Source organism: Thalassotalea sp. ND16A, assembly GCF_000764205.1.
Taxonomy (GTDB): domain Bacteria; phylum Pseudomonadota; class Gammaproteobacteria; order Enterobacterales; family Alteromonadaceae; genus Thalassotalea_A.
This window is the reverse complement of sequence record NZ_JQDZ01000091.1, coordinates 1-20,057: the sequence shown is the minus strand read 5'-3', so window position 1 is coordinate 20,057 and position 20,057 is coordinate 1. Positions and strand designations below refer to the sequence as shown.

Sequence of the window (20,057 nt, the reverse complement as noted above, 5' to 3'; positions counted from 1 at the left end):
AGCCACAGATTACATTCTTATCTGGATTATAAAAGTCCAAATAACTTTGAAGCTGGCAATGATAGTTTAGGATTTGATTTGAAATTGGTTGCTTAACTGGGGTGTGTGAAATTAGTTGACCAGGTCAGATGTTTTAATTACAGAGTGGAGCCATTCAGGCAAATACCGTGTTTGGGATAGTAACTATCAACGGCCACCTTTATATCTTCGCAAGTATAGCCGCTCTACATTGGTCAATGATTGTGATTATGACGGGGCCCACCATTCAAGTGATACCGGCGGTTGGCAATATAAACTTTCTTCATTAATCGAAAACCTTACCGGAATAAAAATTGCCTACAGGGAATATATGTATGACTAGTCCAGCTAAATTGCATTGGTCAATTAATAGAAATAATATAACTTTTAAAGTCGTTTCTTCCAATGGCGAAGAAACGGTAGAGCAATGGGGGCTTTTTGATCTTAGCCACGACGATGGCAAGGGGTGTGCTAATTGTTTATTCCGTGACGTAGACATTGAATACAGCCCTATAATTCAGAACCATACAATCACCTGTAATGAATCATTTATAGCCTCCCTTACCCAATTAGAAATCAAACAACTTGGCCTGCCAGCGCCTTCTAACTGTAAAATTAAAATAAAATCAAAAGGGCTTATTAGTCAGTCAAATTTTCAAATAAGTTACACATTATTAAGAAGCGATGGCCGACCTTATTTGGGACTTAAAAGAGAAGGCCTATTCATTAAAACGGGGAATAAAACTGAAACTTTACTAGACCCTATTTATTCATTAGTGGAAAAAATTGACCGGTTTAATAGTTTTCATACTGATGAAAGAGACGAGCGGTTTATCCGCTGGGGGATAATACAAGAACTACTTCCAGATGATGCCATTATTGAAGGGCAGTTAAATACCATCACAATTTGTAGAGCCGATAGATTTACATTAGATATTAATAGTGGTGGAGGCTTTAACCCAACATTAATCCGTAGTGACGAAAATAGTGGCTGGGCTGATCAAGGCCAGGCAGATATCAATTATGCTGTGCCTAAAGCTAGACAAGCAGAATTTGCAAAACAATTTAAAAACTGGTCGTCGGTTAAAGGAAATTATCCCATAGGTCATGGCACTTACGTGGTGTTACCTAAGCGGATGACAAAAGTTTTAGCTGTTGTCAAAAATTATCAAAACAAACCTTTAGATGAGCGCTTAGCGTTTATTTCAAATCCTCAAAAATACATAAATGAACAATTAGAAAGTGAACAAATAACAGAAGATTTGGAGAATCTTTTTCTTGAAACTCCTGAGTTCATTAGTCAGCGTATTGAAAATATTGGAATATGGGAGCCAAAGCTTTGTGCGTATAAAGTTGAGCGCAACGGAGATTGGTTACCTGAAGACGGCGACAGGCTCTTTGTTCCTATTGGTGACTCATTAGTCAATATTTCAACAAACGATATGAAAACTTTACTTAATGAAGTGGTTGAGGCACTAGATAAAGAAATACCATCAGTTAAATACCTCAACCATGATATTCCAGCAACTATTGAAACTAAAAATACTCTTATCGAATTAATAAAACCCTTTGAAGACAAAGGGCCTGCTGCACCTGACTTTCCATATCAGGTTGTAGCACCAATTCTTAAAGACAATATCGAAGATTTAGAATTTGATGTTATAAAACATTCCGATAGATGTAACATCGAATTAATTGCTGGGAGATTAAAAACAATAACATTATTTGAGCATCAAAAACATGGTGTTGATTGGCTTGCCAAACACTGGACCAGTGGATCAATAGGGGCTTTGCTCGCCGATGACATGGGTTTAGGAAAGACCTTACAAACTTTAGCTTTTCTTGCTTCGGTTAAAGAAGAGATGGAAAAGGGCAATTACCCCCATAAGCCTTTTCTTGTTATCGCGCCTTCAGGGTTACTAAAGAATTGGGAAGATGAAGCAAACGCTCATTTGCACCAACCGGGATTAGGAAATTGTTTTAAGGCTTTCGGTCCTTCAATGAAATCATTGGCAAATGCTTCAATAGTTGAACGAACTGAACAACTCGTTAAAGCTGACTGGGTGCTAACAACGTATGAAACATTAAGGGATAAAATAGCATACTTTTTATCCGTGGATTGGGGGGTAACGATTTTTGATGAAGCTCAAAAAATCAAAAATCCAAGTTCACGGGTCACCGAAATGGCAAAATCTTTATCGTCAGATTTTACCGTTATGCTTACCGGCACACCTGTTGAAAACGAATTAAAAGATTTGTGGTGTATTGTCGATACCGCCCAACCTGGGTTGTTTGGTTCGCTCAGAGAGTTTCATAATAATTATGTGAAACCTGCTGAAGCTGATCCTTTAGAGGCCCAAAACCTTAAAGATGTGTTGGTAGAAAAAACATCTCCTCCCCTTATGTTAAGACGTTTAAAAGAGGACCATATAGATGGTTTACCAACAAAAAGTATTCAAGAAGTTGTTATTGAAATGCCAAAATTGCAAGCGGATGAGTATGAAAACCTTGTAAAAGATGCGCAACTGTATAAAGGGACAGCCGGTGGCATTTTAAAGTTTATTCAAAAAATCAGAAAAGCCTCATTGATTGCAGAAGACTTTGATATCAACGGTATTAACGAAGGGGTGATTAATCGTTCAGCCCGATTATCAGCATTAATAAAAATATTAGATGATGTAGCCGGTAGGGGCGAAAAAGCGCTAGTATTTTGCGAGGCCCTAGATGTACAAGAACACCTTGCAGGTTACCTACAACAACGATATCAATTAGCAAGCAGACCTATGCGTATTCACGGCGGTGTTGATGGTGCTACTAGAAAGAAGTATGTCGATATATTTCAGTCAAACTCTGAAAATGAGTTTGATGTAATGCTGTTATCACCTAAGGCGGGTGGTGTGGGGTTAACAATAACCGCAGCTAACCATGTTATCCACTTAACTCGCTGGTGGAACCCTGCGGTTGAGGATCAAAGTACAGATAGGGTTTACCGAATAGGTCAAAAAAGACCGGTGAAAGTGTACATACCCATAGCAGTTCATCCTAAATACCAAGATCGCTCTTTTGATTTAAACCTTAATCGATTATTAATACAAAAACGTACCTTGAGTCAAAACGCATTACTACCCGGCACGGTATCGAGTGGTGATATCAAAGATCTATTTGCCCAAACAGCAGAAGAATAAATGAATAAGAATATAAATACAGGATTAGTGATTGCTGATCCATATGTAAGCCAAATATTAAGTGGCGAAAAAACATGGGAAATGAGAAGTCAGCGTACCGCAAAAAGAGAAACGATAGCTCTTATTAAAAAAGGCTCAGGCCAAATTTGGGGTTCCGCAAAAATTGTGGACTGTATTGGCCCATTAAGCTTTTCTGAATTAATTCAGGCATCGGGTTTTCATGGTATATCAAAACAACAGGTTGAAGCTGGATTACTTGATAAATGGAACTACGCATGGGTGCTTGAGGATATTCAAGTATTTGAACAACCTAAAGCATACAATCATCCTTCTGGCGCTGTAATATGGGTTGATTTGGCAAAAGCTTTACACCAGAGAAATGAGCCTAAACCTTTGACTGTTAATAAGGGGAATGTGCGAGGGTCTCTAAAAAACAGTGAAATACAATTTAGTAGAAGTACCAATCAAATTTCAGTGCCGGTAAACACCGATGTTCCATATGCCAAAGATGGGACATACTTCGGCAAGCATTTATTTAAAAAAGGCTGGTATACCGTTGGTGAAAAAGGTGATGAGCAAAAGTTTTCTTCTTATGAGCAAGCAATAAGTTACTTAAAGAAAATGAAAACCGCAAAATGGCTTCGCCCAAATCCCAAGGGTAACTGGGGCATAGTATCATGAGTTATCTACAGTTAAAAACTAAACAACGTGAAATTCGCGGCGGTTTTAATGAAAGTTTAGGCCTTCGAGTTCACCGTGCGCTTAGTTGGCTTAATCGTTCTGAGCAATCTGAAAATGACGTAGATTCACAATTTATCTTTTTGTGGATTTCATTTAATGCCGCATATTCGCAAGACATCGATGCTTCAAGATTAACGGAAACACAGTCGTTTCAATTATTTGTACAAAAACTTTGTGAATTAGATCAACAAGAACAGATACATCATTTACTTTGGAATGAATTTTCCAGTAGTATTCGCCTATTAATAGATAATCAATATGTCTTCCAGGCCTATTGGGAACATCACAACGGTAAAATTTCCGAACAGGAGTATAAAGATCGCTTTACCCGTTCTAAAATCAGAGCTAACCAGGCCCTAGGGCAAGGAAATAGTCCCGCATTATTAACCGTTATATTATCGAGACTTTATACCTTACGTAACCAAATTATTCATGGCGGGGCAACGTGGCAAAGTTCCGCTAACCGTGACCAACTTAGAGATGCCGTTAATTTTCTGTCAAAGTTAATGCCAATTTTAATAAATATTATGATGGATAATCCGAATACCCTGTGGGGTGAAGCAAGTTATCCATTGATTAAGCAGTAAGAGAACATACATGCAAAACGAAGAACAAGATTTTTTAAATAATCTAGAAAAAAAGCTATGGACCGCGGCTAACAAACTGTTGCCAGCGCTCGATGCTGCGCATTACAAACACGTGATGTTAGGTTTAGTGTTTTTAAAATACACCAGTGATGCGTTTGATATTCGACGCGAACAATTAATTGAGCAATTTAAATATCCTAACAACGAGTATTTCATTGACCCTGAAGATTTTAATGGCTCTGACAGCAAAGAGTACCAAGAAGAAATTAATATAGAGCTTGAAGTACGCGATTTTTATACCGAAAAGAATGTGTTTTGGGTGCCTATCGTAGCTCGCTGGCAATATCTGCAAGACAATAACAAGGTGGTTATTGGCGGTGAAATTGAAACTCTATCAGGTAAAAAAATCCGCAGCGTCGGCCAACTTATTGATAATGCCTTAGAAGCCATTGAGAAAGACAACAGCAAACTAAAAGGGGTACTGAACAAACAGTACACCGCATTAAAAATTGATCAAAGTAAATTAGCTGAGCTTATCGATTTAATCGCCACGGTTCCGTTCAAGCACGACAGCTTAAATTCAAAAGACATCCTTGGCCACGTATACGAATACTTCTTAGGTCAATTCGCATTAGCCGAAGGTAAAAAGGGCGGTCAATACTACACGCCTAAATCTATTGTTAGTTTAATCGTTGATATGCTGCAACCATTTAAAGGACGAGTATACGATCCGGCCATGGGCAGCGGTGGTTTTTTCGTTCAATCTGAAAAGTTCATCTCTGAACACGGCGGTAAATTAGGAAATATCTCAATATACGGGCAAGAGTACAACCATACTACGTGGCAACTAGCCGCGATGAATATGGCAATACGCGGTATTGACTTTAACTTTGGTAAAGAGCCAGCATCAACCTATACCAATAACCAGCACCCGGATCTTCGTGCCGATTACATCATGGCAAACCCACCATTTAACATGAAGGAGTGGGATACTGGCGTAAGTGACGACGACCCACGTTGGGTGTATGGCACACCACCAACTAACAACGCTAACTTTGCCTGGATGCAGCACATGCTGCATCACCTAGCACCTAAAGGGAGTATGGGCTTGTTATTAGCCAATGGTTCAATGAGTTCAAGTACCAGTAACGAAGGTAAAATCAGACAAGCTCTTATCGAAAACGATCTGGTTGAATGTATGATTGCACTGCCAGGGCAATTATTCACCAACACTCAAATTCCTGCTTGTATCTGGTTCTTAACCAAGAACAAAAAAGCTGATACCAATGCTATGGGTGACGAGCTGCGTGACAGAACTGGTGAAGTATTATTTATTGATGCCCGTGATTTAGGTTATATGAAAGACCGTGTATTACGTGACTTTACTGAAGAGGATATTTCATCAGTAACTGATCTATTTCACAAATGGCAAAGTAAATATTTCCAAAGCTTTGAAGGCACAGTAGAGTGGAAAGCTAAAGTTGAAGCAGAAAGTGAAATTGAAGGCTTATGCATTGAGCCTGAAATGCCATATGAAGATGTTGCTGGCTTTTGTAAGTCAGTAAAATTGGCTGAAATTGCAAAGCATAATTATGTATTAACACCAGGTAGATACGTTGGAGCCGTAGCACAAGAAGATGATGGCGAAGTATTTGCCGATAAAATGACCAGATTGACAACCCAATTGAAATCTCAATTTGAGCAAAACGATAAGATGGAACAGCAGATTAAGAAGAACCTAAAGGGGTTAGGTTATGAGTGTTAATTGGCGTGAAATGGAATTAGGTGATTTCATTGAACTCAAACGTGGTTATGATTTACCTAAATCTAAACGCGTAGATGGAGATGTTGAAATAATTTCCTCTTCTGGCTCTTCTGGTGTTCATAACGAGTCAAAAGTAAAAGCTCCGGGGGTGGTGACTGGACGATATGGCACCATTGGAAAGGTTTTCTTTTCTGAAGCTGATTTTTGGCCGCTTAATACGACATTATACGTGAAAGACTTTAAAGGGAATGATCCTTTATTTGTTTTTTATTTTTTGAAAACAATAAACTATTTAGAATACAGTGATAAAGCTGCTGTTCCTGGTATTAATCGAAACCATATTCATAAAGCTAAAATTAGAGTACCTGATTGTCCTGATTATCAAAATAAGTTGGCATTAAGACTCTGGGCTATAGATAAAAAAATTAAAATCAATCAAGAAATTAACTTAACACTAGAACAAATAGCACAAGCTATATTTAAAAGCTGGTTTGTTGATTTTGAGCCGACCAAAGCCAAAATAGCCGCCCGCGAAGCATTGCTTGCTGACTATGCAAAAGAGCCTTTATCACCTAACACTGCACAAATGGCTAAAGCACCTTTTGCTGAGGAAATAATAAAGGCAGAAAGACAAGCAGCCATGCAATCCATCGCTGGCTCGGGTGATATAGTTCCCACCGAACAACTTCAAACCTTAGCAGATTTATTCCCTAATAAACTCGTTGATAGTGAACTTGGTGAAATACCGGAGTACTGGGAAGCATCAACATTAGGGCAGCACTTTGATGTCACAATGGGTCAGTCACCTAAAGGCGATACATATAATGAAAAAGGAGACGGCATTGTGTTTTTCCAAGGAAGAAGAGATTTTGGATTTAGATTTCCGTCTCCAAGAGTTTATACCTCAGATCCTAAAAGGATTGCAGAAGCTGGAGATACCCTTATAAGTGTTAGAGCACCCGTTGGCGATAAAAACATGGCTTATGAAAGGTGTTGTTTAGGACGTGGGGTCGGCGGTATAAGGCATAAATCTGACATGACGAGTTTTACATACGCATTTATAAGTGTTATTGAACACAAGTTGGGTGATTCAGGATCTGATGGTACAGTTTTTAATTCGATTAATAAGAATGAATTAAATAAAGTATCATTTATTGCACCATCTCCCGAACTAATTGCTGTTTTTGAAACACTTGTACAACCAATGGATGCACGGATCAAAGTCAATTCAAATCAAATTAATACACTAGAACAATTAAGAGATTCATTACTACCAAAATTACTTTCGGGTGAAATTAATCTAACTAATGATCACAAGGAAGCAGTAAGTGTTTGAGAGCCAAGTTGAAGAAAGGATTTTCAATGAAACATTTAAAGGTGATGAACCTACAAATTTAAATGCGTGTGTTGGCAATAATGGAAACCCTCAACAACCAGAGTATGCACAAGGCTTTATAGATGCCTCAATTTCATTGTGTAAATTAGTTGTCGAAGATGATTCTAACCATTTAGTCGATCATTATATTTATCCTATCGCCTTCAACATGCGCCATGGAGTGGAGTTATGGATAAAGTATTTTATTCAAGAACTATCGCATATTCGTAAAGAGCTTGTCGTAGATACCGTTAAGTTAACGGCAACGCACGACATTAATATACTCTGGAAAGAGTTTAAAAAAAGTGCACATGCAAAGGATATTAGTTTTTCAGTCGTTACGGGTAAGCTGGATGAGTATATTAATAATATTGGGGAAATTGATCCAACAGCTCAAACTTTCAGATACCCCTTCAGCAATGAGAGTATAAAGCACCTGACTCAAACACCAATAATAAACATTAGAAATCTAGCTAGTCGATTAGTTTCTATGAAAACATTGTTGGAAGAACTTCGTTCATTAATATATTCACTTATTGATGATTATAATACTGGTTCATACACATCGAAACTTTCAAGGTCACAATTGCTTGAAATTGCAGATGAACTGCCGCCAAAGGAGTTATGGCATAATGATGCTTTTGTTTATGCAAAACAAGCTATAAAGCTTAAGTATAACTTGTCTAGCAATAGAGATTTCAATAAAGCTATTGATATCATAAAGGTTAACTATGAAATGGCTTTTCTGATTAATGCGCCCCTTACATTGAAAGAGCTAACTAAAGAGGACTTAGTTAAGTTTTTAGAATGTTGGGATGTTTATCACCCACATAAAGAGGTAAATCCTTTAGGTACATCTATATTTGATTATTCTTCAAGGTTTGTTAAAGCTGATGTTAAATTGGAACATGCTGCATTGATATCGTTGAAAGATTCTTTGAGTTTGGAATCTTTCGCTGACATTGCTGCGTTATATGAGTTGGGTCGATTTCCTCTATACTCAGAAAAGTACCCTGACTGGTACACAAATCAATATGATGAAATTAAAAGTGCATCAAGGAGTGACGGTGATTTATTGCAATTCATTCAACATTATTTAAATAAAACCAATTTCCCTAGGTTTTTATTTTTATCTCTTAGGCTTTTGAAACAAGATATATTAATTTCAGAAATAGTGAAAATGTCTGATTCTTTTGAGAAGGAAGTAGCTAGTATATGTTCAAAATAGACAAATCAATCAACCGCATCTCGCGCCTTAAAAACAAAAGCTTTTCAGATCTGGGTTTTAAAGAGCGTGAACACCTACAAGAATGGTTAGCCAATCAACCCGATGCATTGGGCGAAGATTTGCTGATTATCCAAAAAGAGTTTGACGGCTTTGATGATACACGTGAACGCCTAGATCTTCTGGCGCTTGATAAAGATGGCAGCTTGGTTGTTATTGAAAACAAGCTTGATGATACCGGCCGCGACGTTGTGTGGCAGGCACTTAAGTATGCATCATATTGTTCAAGTCTTAGTAAAAACCAAATAATCGAGATATATCAAGAATACCTAAACAAGTATTGCGGTGGTGGCGATGCCAAGTCTTCGATATGTGAATTTTTATCGGTTCCTGATATTTCTGAAGTTGTACTAAACGCAGGTAATAACCAGCGATTAGTTTTTGTTGCGGCAAATTATAGAAAAGAAGTGACGAGCACAGCTCTTTGGTTGTTAACTCATAATATTCAATTGCAATGCTTTAAGGTTACTCCTTATTCGTTATTAATAAATGACGCAGAAGAACTGTTTTTAAACGTTGATCAGATCATTCCGCCGCCAGAAGCGAAAGAGCTTATGATCGGCATGAGTGTGAAAGAAGCCGAAGAAAAAGAAGTGGTGGGGGAATTGAAAAATCGCCACAAGATGCGTTTAGCATTTTGGGAAATGGCACTTGAAGAATTTAAAACCAGCCAATGCGATCTATACAATAATAAAAATGCCAGCAAGGACCATTGGCTAAATGCAGGTTCAGGCATCAGTGGTTGTCCGTTTACTATGGTATGTGGCGTCAAAGAGATTGGCGTTGAGTTTTGGTTTTCAAAACAAGATACCCAAGACAACAAGTTTATGTATGATTGGATGTTTGAGCGCAAGGACATCATAGAAAGTAAGTTTGGCGATCAGCTAGAGTGGTTCCGCCTAGACGACAAAAAGTCATCTAGGGTACAGATCAGATCAGATTTTGATGGTAAAAATAAAGATAACTGGCCTGAGATGATCGAATGGCTAATTGACCATATGATCCGATTTGAAGCAGCACTTAAGCCTCACTTAGGTGAACTTAATAAATTAGTTAAAGCACAAAGTGAAAAATATTAAAGCCTATGTATAAGCCGCCATTTACTTTAACCAGTAAAATCCTGTCTTTAGTTGCAGATATCAGTGAAGCCGTGGGCCGCTTAACTGTATTGTCTGAAAGAGAGCAAGACTTTAAGTTACGCCGTGTTAACCGCATTCGTACAATTCAAGGCTCTTTGGCAATTGAAGGCAATACCTTATCTACCGATCAAATTACCGCCATATTAGATGGGAAAAGGGTAATAGCGCCACTAAGAGAAGTAAAAGAGGCACATAATGCCTTGGCCGTATATGAAAGACTTGCTGATTGGCAGCCTTCATCTAATAATGATTTGTTGGCCGCACACCGTGAATTAATGCTTGGTCTTGTTGAAGATGCCGGAATGTACAGGCAAGGTGGCGTCGGCGTAATGTCGGGTGATAAAGTTGTGCATATGGCACCGCAGGGCGACAGAGTACCAAAATTGATGGCAGATTTACTTGCTTGGCTAGAATCTAATGATGATCATCCACTAATCGCGAGTTGTGTGTTTCATTATGAATTTGAATTTATTCACCCGTTTTCTGATGGTAATGGCAGAATGGGGCGGTTGTGGCAATCACTATTGCTTAGTAAATGGAATATTTCTTTTGTAAATATTCCCGTTGAAAGCTTAATTCATCAGCACCAAGGTGAGTATTATCAAGCGATCAATCAAAGTACAATTAAAAGCGATTCTGCGCCATTTATTGAGTTTATGTTGGTGATGATCCTTGATGCGATTAATTCATTTGATGCACTTTCAGATGAATTAGATGGCGACAGCCCCCAAGTCACCCCTCAAGTTAGCCCCCAAGTCAAAAATCTAGTACAGTATTTAAATGGCGATATGGGCCGAGATGAATTACAAAAGGCATTAGGGTTATCGGACAGAAAGTCTTTCAGAGAAAGATACATTAAACCGGCATTGGAAAACGGCATTATTGAAATGACCAAACCCGACAAACCAAATAGTCGTTTACAAAAATACCGTTTGACCTCGGTTGGAAAGAATTTAAAGGATTAAAATAATAATATGTCGATGATCACCGAAGACCAGTTAGAAGAGCTATGCCTACAGTGGTTTAAAGAAATAGGCTATGAATATGCTTGTGGTTATGACATAGCACCGGATGGCGACTGCCCAGAGCGTAAAGATTATTCGGAGGTGATCTTACATGATCGATTATTTCGTCAACTAAAAAAAATTAATGCCCACATCCCTGATACTGCAATTGAACAAGCGATTAATGTAATTAGCAAGCCTGAAACACCTATCCTTATCAAGAATAATAACTTGGTTCACCAATATTTATTGGAAGGAATAAAGGTTGAATTTAATCAAGACGACAAAGAGTGTGCTGATTATGTTAAGTTTATTGATTTTAATGATCATAACAACAATGAATTTTTAGTGGTTAATCAATTTACTATTACCGGCACCAAAGGCAATCGGCGTCCTGATGTGGTTGTTTTTGTAAACGGAATACCGCTTGCGGTCGTTGAACTGAAAAACCCCGCAGATAAATCGGCTGATATCTGGAGTGCGTATCAGCAATTACAAACCTATAAATACGAAGTGTCCGATCTATTCATCTTCAATGAGGCATTAGTCGTTAGTGACGGTGTAGAAGCCAGAGTTGGTTCTTTAACCGCATCAAAAGAGCGTTTCTTACCATGGCGTACCATTGATAATGAAAATGATAAACCTATGCTTGAGTTTCGTCTTGAAACCCTAGTAAGAGGTTTTTTCAATCCAGAATTGTTTATCGACTATATTCGTCACTTTATCTTATTTGAGGAATCTGGTGGTGCTTTAATAAAGAAAATTGCCGGTTATCACCAGTTTCATGCGGTAAGGGCTGCGGTACAAGCAACAGTGGTTGCAACAAGGCAATCTGATTTACCTATGGTTGCCGATGTTAGCGCTAAATATAATACGACTTTAGATAAATCGATCAAACCCGGCTCTGGTAAAGCGGGCGTTGTATGGCATACACAAGGCTCGGGTAAGTCAATATCTATGGTGTGTTATGCGGGTAAGCTTATGGCTCAAGCGGCCATGAATAACCCAACCATCGTAGTTGTTACCGACAGAAACGATTTAGATGGCCAATTGTTTAACACCTTTTCAATGGCCGCCGACACACTTAAACAAACACCAGTACAAGCCGATAACCGAGACAGCTTAAGAGAGATTTTAACGGTAAAGCAATCCGGCGGAATCGTATTTACCACGGTACAAAAATTTGCATTGTTAGCTGAAGAGTCTGCGCATCCAATATTAAGTGACAGATCCAATATCGTGGTTGTAAGTGATGAAGCACATCGAAGCCAGTATGGTGATAAAGCTAAATTTAACCCTAAAACCGGTGAGTACACTTATGGTTATTCAAAATACATGCGAGATGCATTACCAAATGCATCATTCATTGGTTTTACCGGTACGCCGATCTCTGCCGAAGATAAAGATACACGTTCGGTATTCGGCGGCTATGTGTCTATTTATGATATTCAAGATGCCGTTGACGATGGTGCGACTGTGCCAATTTATTATGAGTCACGTCTTGCGAAATTAGATATAAAGCAAGATGAAATTGAGCATCTCAATGAAGAAGTAGATGAAGTTATTGAAGATGAAGAAGATTCATCAGTTAGAGAAAGCACCAAATCTAAATGGGCGGCGCTTGAAAAACTTGTCGGTTCTGAGCCGAGGCTTGATCAAATAGCTATAGATTTAATCAATCATTATGAAACACGGATAGAAACGTTTCCAGGCAAGGCAATGATTGTGTGTATGAGCCGAGATATTTGTGCGCAAATGTATAATGCTCTGGTACAACTTCGTCCAGATTGGCACAGTGATGATCCTGCTCAAGGAGCAATTAAAGTTGTTATGACTGGATCAGCATCAGATAAGTCATTATTACAGCCTCATATTCATAACAAAGAAACCAAAAAATTATTTGAAAAACGCTATAAAGACGTTAACGATCCACTGCAAATAGTCATAGTCCGCGATATGTGGCTAACAGGGTTTGATGCGCCTAATTGTCATACCATGTATATAGACAAGCCAATGAAAGGCCATAACCTCATGCAGGCTATTGCCAGGGTGAACCGAGTATTTAAAGATAAAGCCGGTGGTTTGGTTGTTGATTACATTGGCATTGCCAATGAGCTTAAAAACGCATTGAAAACCTATACCGACTCACAAGGTAAAGGAAAGCCTGCTTTAGACAACCATGAAGCATTCGCCATAATGGTTGAAAAGCTGGAAATCATTCAAGCGATGATGGACGGATTTGATTATTCAGATTTTGAAACAAGCGCCTTAAAACTGCTACCCGGCACAATGAACCACATACTTAGTTTACAGAACCCACAAGGAAAACTTGATGGCAAGAAACGCTTCTTTGATCTAATGGCGCCACTGGCAAAAGCATACACCTTGTGTAGTACGCTCGATGAAGCCGCAGAATACAAAAAAGAAATCGCGTTTTTTAGCGCAGTGAAGTCGGCTTTAACCAAGTTTACCAGCAGTGATAAAAGCCTTACTGATGATGAAAAACACTCGGCGATGAAGCAAATCATAGATAATGCAATCGTTGCCGAGGGGGTTGTCGACATATTTGATTCTGTTGGACTGGATAAACCAAACATTGGCTTGTTATCCGACGAGTTCTTAGACGATGTGCGTAACATGCCACAGCGAAATTTAGCGGTAGAGCTTTTAGAAAAACTACTAAAAGACGAAATCAAGGCACGCATGATAAATGATGTTGTATCTGAAAAGGCTTATTCAGAGCGCATTTTAGAAACACTACGCAAATACCATAACCGCGCCATTGAAACAGCTCAGGTTATTGAAGAGCTGATCAAGATGGCCAAGGAAATGGAAGAAAGCCTGGCCGAAGCTGAAAAGCTAGGGTTAAACCCTGATGAAATTGCCTTCTACCGCGCACTTGTACATAACGAAAGCGCGGTGCGGGAGTTAGGCGACAACAACCTAAGAGATTTAGCCAAGCACGTTACCGCACAACTTCGAAAATCGACCACAGTTGATTGGCAAAAACGCGATAGTGTAAGGGCAAGGCTCAGAAACCTTGTGCGCCGCGCTCTAAGACGCTGGAAATACCCACCGGATGGTGCAGATGAGGCCATCACTTTATGCTTGAAACAAGCGGAAGTCTTGAGTAATTCTTGGACGAGTTAGTAAAATTCAACACTTTAACATTTAGCTTTAGTGAGGTAAGTAGTGAAAATAGATATACATGTTCACACTAAGAAGACAAAACAAGGTGACGCACCATCGAGGAATATTACCCCAGAACGATTCTCGGAAATTATCCAGTCAACTGATGTTAAAGTTGTAGCTATTACCAACCATAATGATTTTGATCTTGAGCAATTTAACTTGATGTTGGCTCAAGTTGATGGTGCAGTTCAAATTTGGCCTGGAATAGAACTCGATGTGCTTGATGATAATAAGCGTTCTCATTTAATAGTGATAGTCTCTCCCGAAAGACGAGATAGGTTTCATAAGAAAGTTGTTGAAGCAACAGTCGGTCAGACACCCGATAATTTCACTATTTCACTCGAAGATACTGTGTCCTTCTTTGAAGAGCTTGAACCTCTTTATATTGCGCATTACATGGGAAAAAAGCCTGATATGAGTGAAGAGAGTATAGAGCGACTATTATCTCTAGGTGTAAATCCCAAACGAGTAATAAAAGAAGCTACAAGTGCAATATCCGCTGGGATATTTATCGCCCATGGACATGCGTCAATATACGGTTCAGATATTCAAGATTGGGATAAATATACCGATGAGGCTGCAAATTTGCCCGAATTAAGGCTATCTGTAGATAGCTTCGAGCAGTTCTGTCTTTTATTGGAAAAAGATGTGTCGGCTATCAACACTGCTATTAATCACAAACAAAGCGATGAACTGACACTTCAACCTTTTGAAGATGATACTAAAATCTTTATAAATTCATATAGTGACATTAATGTATTATTTGGAGCAAAGGGCACCGGCAAGACTAAAATACTTGAAGCAATCGCTAAGCATTATTCAAATAGCGGCGTTAATGCAACGGTATTTGAATCTGCGCCAGATAAGTTAGGCGATAGGTTTGATATTAAAGGGAAAGATATCGATAAGAATTTTGAGCTTAAAACCGTTCATGATTGCAAAGATGAAATTCTTTTCATTAAATCAGCAAAAGAACAGGATGTAACCAGCTTACATGAGTATCGAGATTACTTCAGATCGGAAAGGCGAAATAAGAATGCAGGGAAGATGAAGATTAAAGATCTCTCATCAATGTTATTGGAAGCTCAACAGACAAAATTGAAAGATTACACTGATGCGCACAATAAAGTTCAAGAAATGATAGGGTTCCTGTCGTCTAACACCCCCGTTATAGAAGTCAGTAGTGAAGAAGAGCGTACAAATCTTGTGGCACACCTATCTGCCTTAGCCACAAACCTGAAGCGACGCTCTTGGGAATATTATGTCGACTGGAAAAGTTCTGAACTGACAAATTCGGCATCAAAGTGCTTTAGAGATGAAGTGGCACGTAAAACAGGTGCATTAAGCAAACCCATAGATACTGGTTTTAAATTATTTGCCAGCAATAGGTTGAAAATTAGACGTAATGCTCAAGAAGTTTGCCTTAATATCAATAAGGCAATTGCAGATGAAGTCGAAGCTGTCGGTACACTAGGTGTAAATAAAGGGCAATTAGACTGTGTAACTAGTTTTAAATTACAGGATGGTACGATCCATGACTCCCTATATTCGCCAATCAAGCAAATACGTAAAAGTGACCAAAAAGATTTCTCTCGTGCTATTAAGGATATCGAAAAGCAAGCATTGTCTGATAATTTATTTGATAGCATCACTCAGTTAAATTCGATAGAAGATATTAGTAAGATTGTAAGTATGAGTGATCTGTTATTATTTTGGCGACGTTTTACTTTGTCTGGAGATGATTACTCCCCGTCTAACGGAGAGTGTTCGATGCTTAACCTACATAGTGAGTTAGCCGATGATAAGCAAGTATATTTACTAGATGAGCCAGAAAGAAGTCTTGGAAATCAATATATTAATGACATAATAATCCCGTTGATTAATGAAAAGGCTAGACAAGGTAAGAAGGTATTTATATCAACCCATGACGCAAACATTGCGGTGAGAACATTGCCTTATAATTCAATATATCGATGCCATGACAAAGATGGCTACGCTACATATTCAGGGAATCCTTTTTCAAACAATCTTGTATGCCAGGTTGAACAAGATAAGGTTTTGGATTGGAAAAAAATAAGCATGACCACACTTGAAGGCGGCGAAGTAGCCTTTGGAGAAAGAGGAAAAATATATGGAAACCGTTAGTGCAAAGTTACTCTCAACAGAAGATAAATATTTTATCGAGATGAGTGAAATTGACGTTTCGATACCGATATCTGACGATAATGCCAATAATGTTAAGTCTGCATTTAACAAACTAATTCAACGATTGAAACAAGGTGAATTTAGTATAGAACTTGAAGAGTCTGATGCTGGCCTCTTTTATCATGTGGCAAATGAATACATTGTGCAATTGAATGTAGAGCTGGCCGAAGTGCATAAAGAAATGGAACAATACGGTTTTACCGCCGATGTTATAGTCGACAGCTAATAAGACAAAGAAAAAATATTTTAAACTAAAAAGATTACTTGTCTCCGCTTCTGATAATTACAGCTATAGCCACTAAAACAATCAAAGGTAAAAGAAACGCTAAATACTCACAGTTGCACGTTTCCGGCGTTTGTCTTAACCACGTTAGGTTATGGTTGTAGCCCATGCTAAAAATCATCAAAACTTGTGAAGCTATCGTCTATTGATGAGAAAATATCATCAGTCGATGAAAAGCAATCAAACGATGACGATGTATCAAACATATCATTTGAACAAGTGTCGGTAATGCCGCAGTCGCCATAAATTTTGCCGGTAACATCGATCATGGAGTTTTCTATCATCGGGGTGCCGTCACAATTTACCGACGGTCCACTAGATGATTGCGTTGATGTTGAAGAACCTGAATTAAACAGCCAATTAAATAATCCCATTTCGTTTCCTTTTAATAAATTAAACTCATTGAAAATTATAGCGTTTTCCTGTATATTGAAAAGAATTCTTCGTAGGCGAACGCCACTAAAATTCTTCCCCTAGGCGTTGTTAATTAAGTTTCTCTAGTCGTGACAATTCCTCCAATGATTCACTGAATTACGTGTGCTTTTTATAGTGCCTGCTGTTATTTGTATCCGTCGATATTACTCCTAATGTTTAGTTATAGTGAACATGTAAGGGCCCAAACTTTACTTCAATCTTGTAAATGGTCGTACACCCACTTGCTAGCAAAGTGGTAACCTTAAATGCGTTAGTCCGATATTCGTAAATTGTTCATGTATATGATTTCACAAATGGCTACGGCACAGAAAACTGAATTATGCAGAAACGCTAAAATCGAAGATTTAAATTCAAATTTTTCGAAGAGAAAATTATAAAAGCGTTTGCAACGCAAACTTACATGCGCGTAGCAAAATCTTAAATGAAATTTCAGTTTTGCGAAGCTCTGCCATCCTCGCGCAGCGCGGATTTAGCCAGTCGGAGTTTCGCCTTAGCGAAATTTCACGCAATGAGGAACGTGATTGAGTGAAACTGTTCGGCTCAAAGAGCCGATGTTATTGAGGGGTATCTTACGGTGTCCCACCGCCCGAAAATAGCAAGCTTCGAGTGGCTAAATCAGCGGTCACGCGGATGGCAGTTGAAATTTGAACTAGGTGCGCAGCATCGTATGCCCCATAGCAGGCACTGCGTAAAATGGGGCTTGTGACTGATTTCAAATTAATAAACAACGTTTATTCTTTCATTGAAAATGAACACAGCAAGCTGAAAGCCTTGCGTTGCTACGTTCAAGCAGAATGCTTGGCTTCAGTCTAGGTCCTGTAAATTTCCCATAGTGCGATCCTTGTTAGTTATTACAACTAATTAACAGCGGAGTTTTAATGAAAAATTTTCAGCATTATATTGATTTGGGTACCAGTTTTTTGTTTATCGGCGCATCATCAGATATGGCAAAGGTTGGGATGGACCGTACCATTTTAGTGTTATATTGGGTGGGGCGTTTTGGCTTCAGCTCTAAAATAGTGTTCGAGTATTTGATGGGGTTATCCAGAGAAGCAGTAAATAAGTTAATGTTGCGTCTGGTAAAGCAAGGCTATTTAACGGAAAAGAAGTCTTTTGGCTCCAAAGATGGTGCAGTCTATTATTTAACTGCCAAGGGTAAACGCTACGCCGAATTTGAAACTAACCTGTCTATAAATCAATCAACCGACACCTCAGGCCATAACTCCAAAAACGAGATCCACGACTTATCTATTCAGGTGTGCATCATTGATCGATTACGTTGTGGGAGCTATAACGCCTTTGTGACAGAAAAAGAACTACGAGAGTATGGATATGGTACATTCGGCGCTAATCGCAAAGAAAGGGCGGTTGACGGCCTTTTATTCAACGGTAAAGAGTTTCATGCCGTTGAAGTTGAAGCATCGAACAGTAAGAACCTTAAAAGTGGCAAAAGTGATGTACGTGCTGACATCCTGAAAAAATATAGTCATCAACTTAATGCTGTTGACGGATTATATACGCGTGTGTTGTTATTTTCGCATAGAGAACGATTTCTTCGCCAAATTGATAAGAAAATCAGCATATTACTGGAGTCTAATGAACAAAATTATTCCGGTGAGCAAATTTTTACTTTGAAAGATGAAATTAAATACGTTAATTCATTCTGTAGCACATTATTTAATTTGTTTTGGGACCCAGAATACAAGCATAGTGACAGTCATTTAGTCAAAGTGGATAAGCAGGAGTTTCAGTTAATGTTGCAGCAGCACCAAGACGCCCCTAGTGCATCACCAGACTATATAGATGGATTCAGGTCAGCTGGCGAATTGCTTAAGTTACTTTAAACACAACGACTATAATGAAAAAAGAGAGCCAACTTGGCTCTCTTTTACAGCATGTGCGCTTTTCAAAAATTAACGGTTGTCGCAATGACGCACGCTAATTACTAATATGTGCTTCCGACAACACACGAAACGCGAACGTTTAAGAGGTTAACTTAATTGTTCAGTCTATTACAGGGCTCGGAAACCCCGTCAGGATGTTGAGTTACTGTCAACGGCAGGTTGTTTCAACGCAAAAAAAATATATAACTAATGCTGCATTAATAAGTAGCTTCATAACGGGGGAATTTTAGGGGGAGTGTTAGAAATTATGGATATAGAGTTACTTATAGAGCCGTCGCTGGCCGATCTAGAACACAAAAATGCAAAGCAAGATCCTGTTAACGACCCACTCGCAATTATTGAGTGGAAAGCTAATGATGAGAAGAAATGTCAACCTGACATTGGCTGGTTACAGCAATATACAAGAAATTCCACCAATGTTGTCGGCTATAGCGTATGCTCAAAGGTTAAACGTGTACGTGGAATTGTTTATACAAAAATAAAGAAGGGGACTTGCGTCCCCTAAGATTGTTCACATAAATCCAACCAATTTTCCAGGCTTTCTAGGCCAAAAAATATTGCCTTACTAACACCGGTAAAGTTAAAAAATTTCAGATCATCTATGTTTTCCATGACAAAATCATGGATTTCATTATAGAAGAAAGAAAATATCAGACCCCGCTGAGTTGCATCGAAATATTTTTGATTAAACTCTTGAGGTAACTGTTTTTGTAGCTCACTAGTGATCGCAAATCCGTTCGTTTCAAGGGCAGAGTTACGATATTCGTAAATCCCTTGTTTAGACTCGAAGTCTAGGTACCAGCAAATCCTTAGTGAGCTTACGAGAGCATAGCTCAACTTCTATTTTTCGATCTGATTTAATGACTGCGACTAATTCATCAGGACGCAAACATGTCGAACCAAGATCAACTTATCAACGTTGTTGCTGCATTTGAGCAA

The 20,057-nt window shown here is 38.6% G+C and carries 14 protein-coding genes; 13 read left to right on the top strand and 1 reads right to left on the bottom strand.

From position 1 onward, the window contains the following. Window positions 1-353: 353 nt before the first annotated feature. From ND16A_RS20325 to ND16A_RS05755, 11 genes are read left to right on the top strand one after another with little or no spacing between them, the layout of a single operon-like run. Window positions 354-3,203 (top strand): DEAD/DEAH box helicase, encoded by a 2,850-nt coding sequence (locus tag ND16A_RS20325; RefSeq protein WP_052073189.1) that lies wholly within the window; start codon window positions 354-356, stop codon window positions 3,201-3,203. Then, window positions 3,204-3,884 carry an ASCH domain-containing protein gene (locus ND16A_RS20320; RefSeq protein WP_052073188.1) on the top strand — a complete coding sequence of 227 codons (681 nt, stop codon included), beginning with the start codon at window positions 3,204-3,206 and terminating at the stop codon, window positions 3,882-3,884. Continuing rightward, window positions 3,881-4,531, top strand: coding sequence for a HEPN domain-containing protein (locus ND16A_RS05715; protein ID WP_033078351.1), 651 nt, complete (start codon window positions 3,881-3,883; stop codon window positions 4,529-4,531). Before ND16A_RS20320 ends, ND16A_RS05715 begins: the two co-directional genes overlap by 4 nt. Window positions 4,532-4,541: 10 nt before the next feature. Then, on the top strand, window positions 4,542-6,296 hold the full coding sequence (locus tag ND16A_RS05720; RefSeq protein WP_033078350.1) for a class I SAM-dependent DNA methyltransferase: 1,755 nt from the start codon (window positions 4,542-4,544) through the stop codon (window positions 6,294-6,296). Continuing rightward, window positions 6,286-7,632, top strand: coding sequence for a restriction endonuclease subunit S (locus ND16A_RS05725; RefSeq protein WP_033078349.1), 1,347 nt, complete (start codon window positions 6,286-6,288; stop codon window positions 7,630-7,632). The genes ND16A_RS05720 and ND16A_RS05725 overlap by 11 nt, the downstream gene beginning before the upstream one ends. Beyond that, window positions 7,625-8,899: a hypothetical protein gene (locus ND16A_RS05730; protein ID WP_033078348.1), complete on the top strand. Its 1,275-nt coding sequence runs from the start codon at window positions 7,625-7,627 to the stop codon at window positions 8,897-8,899. Before ND16A_RS05725 ends, ND16A_RS05730 begins: the two co-directional genes overlap by 8 nt. Then, window positions 8,887-10,035 carry a DUF4268 domain-containing protein gene (locus tag ND16A_RS05735; protein ID WP_033078347.1) on the top strand — a complete coding sequence of 383 codons (1,149 nt, stop codon included), beginning with the start codon at window positions 8,887-8,889 and terminating at the stop codon, window positions 10,033-10,035. The genes ND16A_RS05730 and ND16A_RS05735 overlap by 13 nt, the downstream gene beginning before the upstream one ends. Window positions 10,036-10,040: 5 nt before the next feature. Then, window positions 10,041-11,060 (top strand): Fic family protein, encoded by a 1,020-nt coding sequence (locus ND16A_RS05740; protein WP_033078346.1) that lies wholly within the window; start codon window positions 10,041-10,043, stop codon window positions 11,058-11,060. Window positions 11,061-11,075: 15 nt separating this feature from the next. Then, window positions 11,076-14,249, top strand: coding sequence for a type I restriction endonuclease subunit R (locus ND16A_RS05745; protein ID WP_033078352.1), 3,174 nt, complete (start codon window positions 11,076-11,078; stop codon window positions 14,247-14,249). Window positions 14,250-14,291: 42 nt separating this feature from the next. Continuing rightward, a complete protein-coding gene (locus ND16A_RS05750) occupies window positions 14,292-16,436 on the top strand; it encodes a hypothetical protein (protein ID WP_033078345.1) in 2,145 nt (714 codons plus the stop codon). After that, window positions 16,423-16,722 (top strand): hypothetical protein, encoded by a 300-nt coding sequence (locus ND16A_RS05755; RefSeq protein ID WP_033078344.1) that lies wholly within the window; start codon window positions 16,423-16,425, stop codon window positions 16,720-16,722. Before ND16A_RS05750 ends, ND16A_RS05755 begins: the two co-directional genes overlap by 14 nt. Before the next feature lie 167 nt (window positions 16,723-16,889). On the opposite strand, the gene ND16A_RS05760 is transcribed toward ND16A_RS05755, so the two are convergent. Beyond that, window positions 16,890-17,153, bottom strand: a complete 264-nt coding sequence (locus ND16A_RS05760) for a hypothetical protein (RefSeq protein ID WP_033078343.1) — start codon at window positions 17,151-17,153, stop codon at window positions 16,890-16,892. 939 nt (window positions 17,154-18,092) lie between these two features. Here ND16A_RS05760 and ND16A_RS05765 point away from each other — a divergent pair. Then, window positions 18,093-19,058 (top strand): hypothetical protein, encoded by a 966-nt coding sequence (locus ND16A_RS05765; protein WP_033078342.1) that lies wholly within the window; start codon window positions 18,093-18,095, stop codon window positions 19,056-19,058. 307 nt (window positions 19,059-19,365) lie between these two features. Continuing rightward, entirely contained in the window at window positions 19,366-19,623 is a 258-nt protein-coding gene (locus ND16A_RS05770) for a hypothetical protein (RefSeq protein ID WP_033078341.1), read from the top strand. Window positions 19,624-20,057: the final 434 nt, after the last annotated feature.

What these genes read in the sequence shown, in the direction of transcription:
- ND16A_RS05770 (WP_033078341.1), top strand. Translation starts at nt 19,366, where the DNA reads ATGGATATAGAGTTACTTATAGAGCCGTCGCTGGCCGATCTAGAACAC.
- ND16A_RS05765 (WP_033078342.1), top strand. Translation starts at nt 18,093, where the DNA reads ATGAAAAATTTTCAGCATTATATTGATTTGGGTACCAGTTTTTTGTTT.
- ND16A_RS05760 (WP_033078343.1), bottom strand. Translation starts at nt 17,153, where the DNA reads ATGGGATTATTTAATTGGCTGTTTAATTCAGGTTCTTCAACATCAACG.
- ND16A_RS05740 (WP_033078346.1), top strand. Translation starts at nt 10,041, where the DNA reads ATGTATAAGCCGCCATTTACTTTAACCAGTAAAATCCTGTCTTTAGTT.
- ND16A_RS05755 (WP_033078344.1), top strand. Translation starts at nt 16,423, where the DNA reads ATGGAAACCGTTAGTGCAAAGTTACTCTCAACAGAAGATAAATATTTT.
- ND16A_RS05715 (WP_033078351.1), top strand. Translation starts at nt 3,881, where the DNA reads ATGAGTTATCTACAGTTAAAAACTAAACAACGTGAAATTCGCGGCGGT.
- ND16A_RS20325 (WP_052073189.1), top strand. Translation starts at nt 354, where the DNA reads ATGACTAGTCCAGCTAAATTGCATTGGTCAATTAATAGAAATAATATA.
- ND16A_RS05745 (WP_033078352.1), top strand. Translation starts at nt 11,076, where the DNA reads ATGATCACCGAAGACCAGTTAGAAGAGCTATGCCTACAGTGGTTTAAA.
- ND16A_RS05720 (WP_033078350.1), top strand. Translation starts at nt 4,542, where the DNA reads ATGCAAAACGAAGAACAAGATTTTTTAAATAATCTAGAAAAAAAGCTA.
- ND16A_RS20320 (WP_052073188.1), top strand. Translation starts at nt 3,204, where the DNA reads ATGAATAAGAATATAAATACAGGATTAGTGATTGCTGATCCATATGTA.
- ND16A_RS05725 (WP_033078349.1), top strand. Translation starts at nt 6,286, where the DNA reads ATGAGTGTTAATTGGCGTGAAATGGAATTAGGTGATTTCATTGAACTC.
- ND16A_RS05735 (WP_033078347.1), top strand. Translation starts at nt 8,887, where the DNA reads ATGTTCAAAATAGACAAATCAATCAACCGCATCTCGCGCCTTAAAAAC.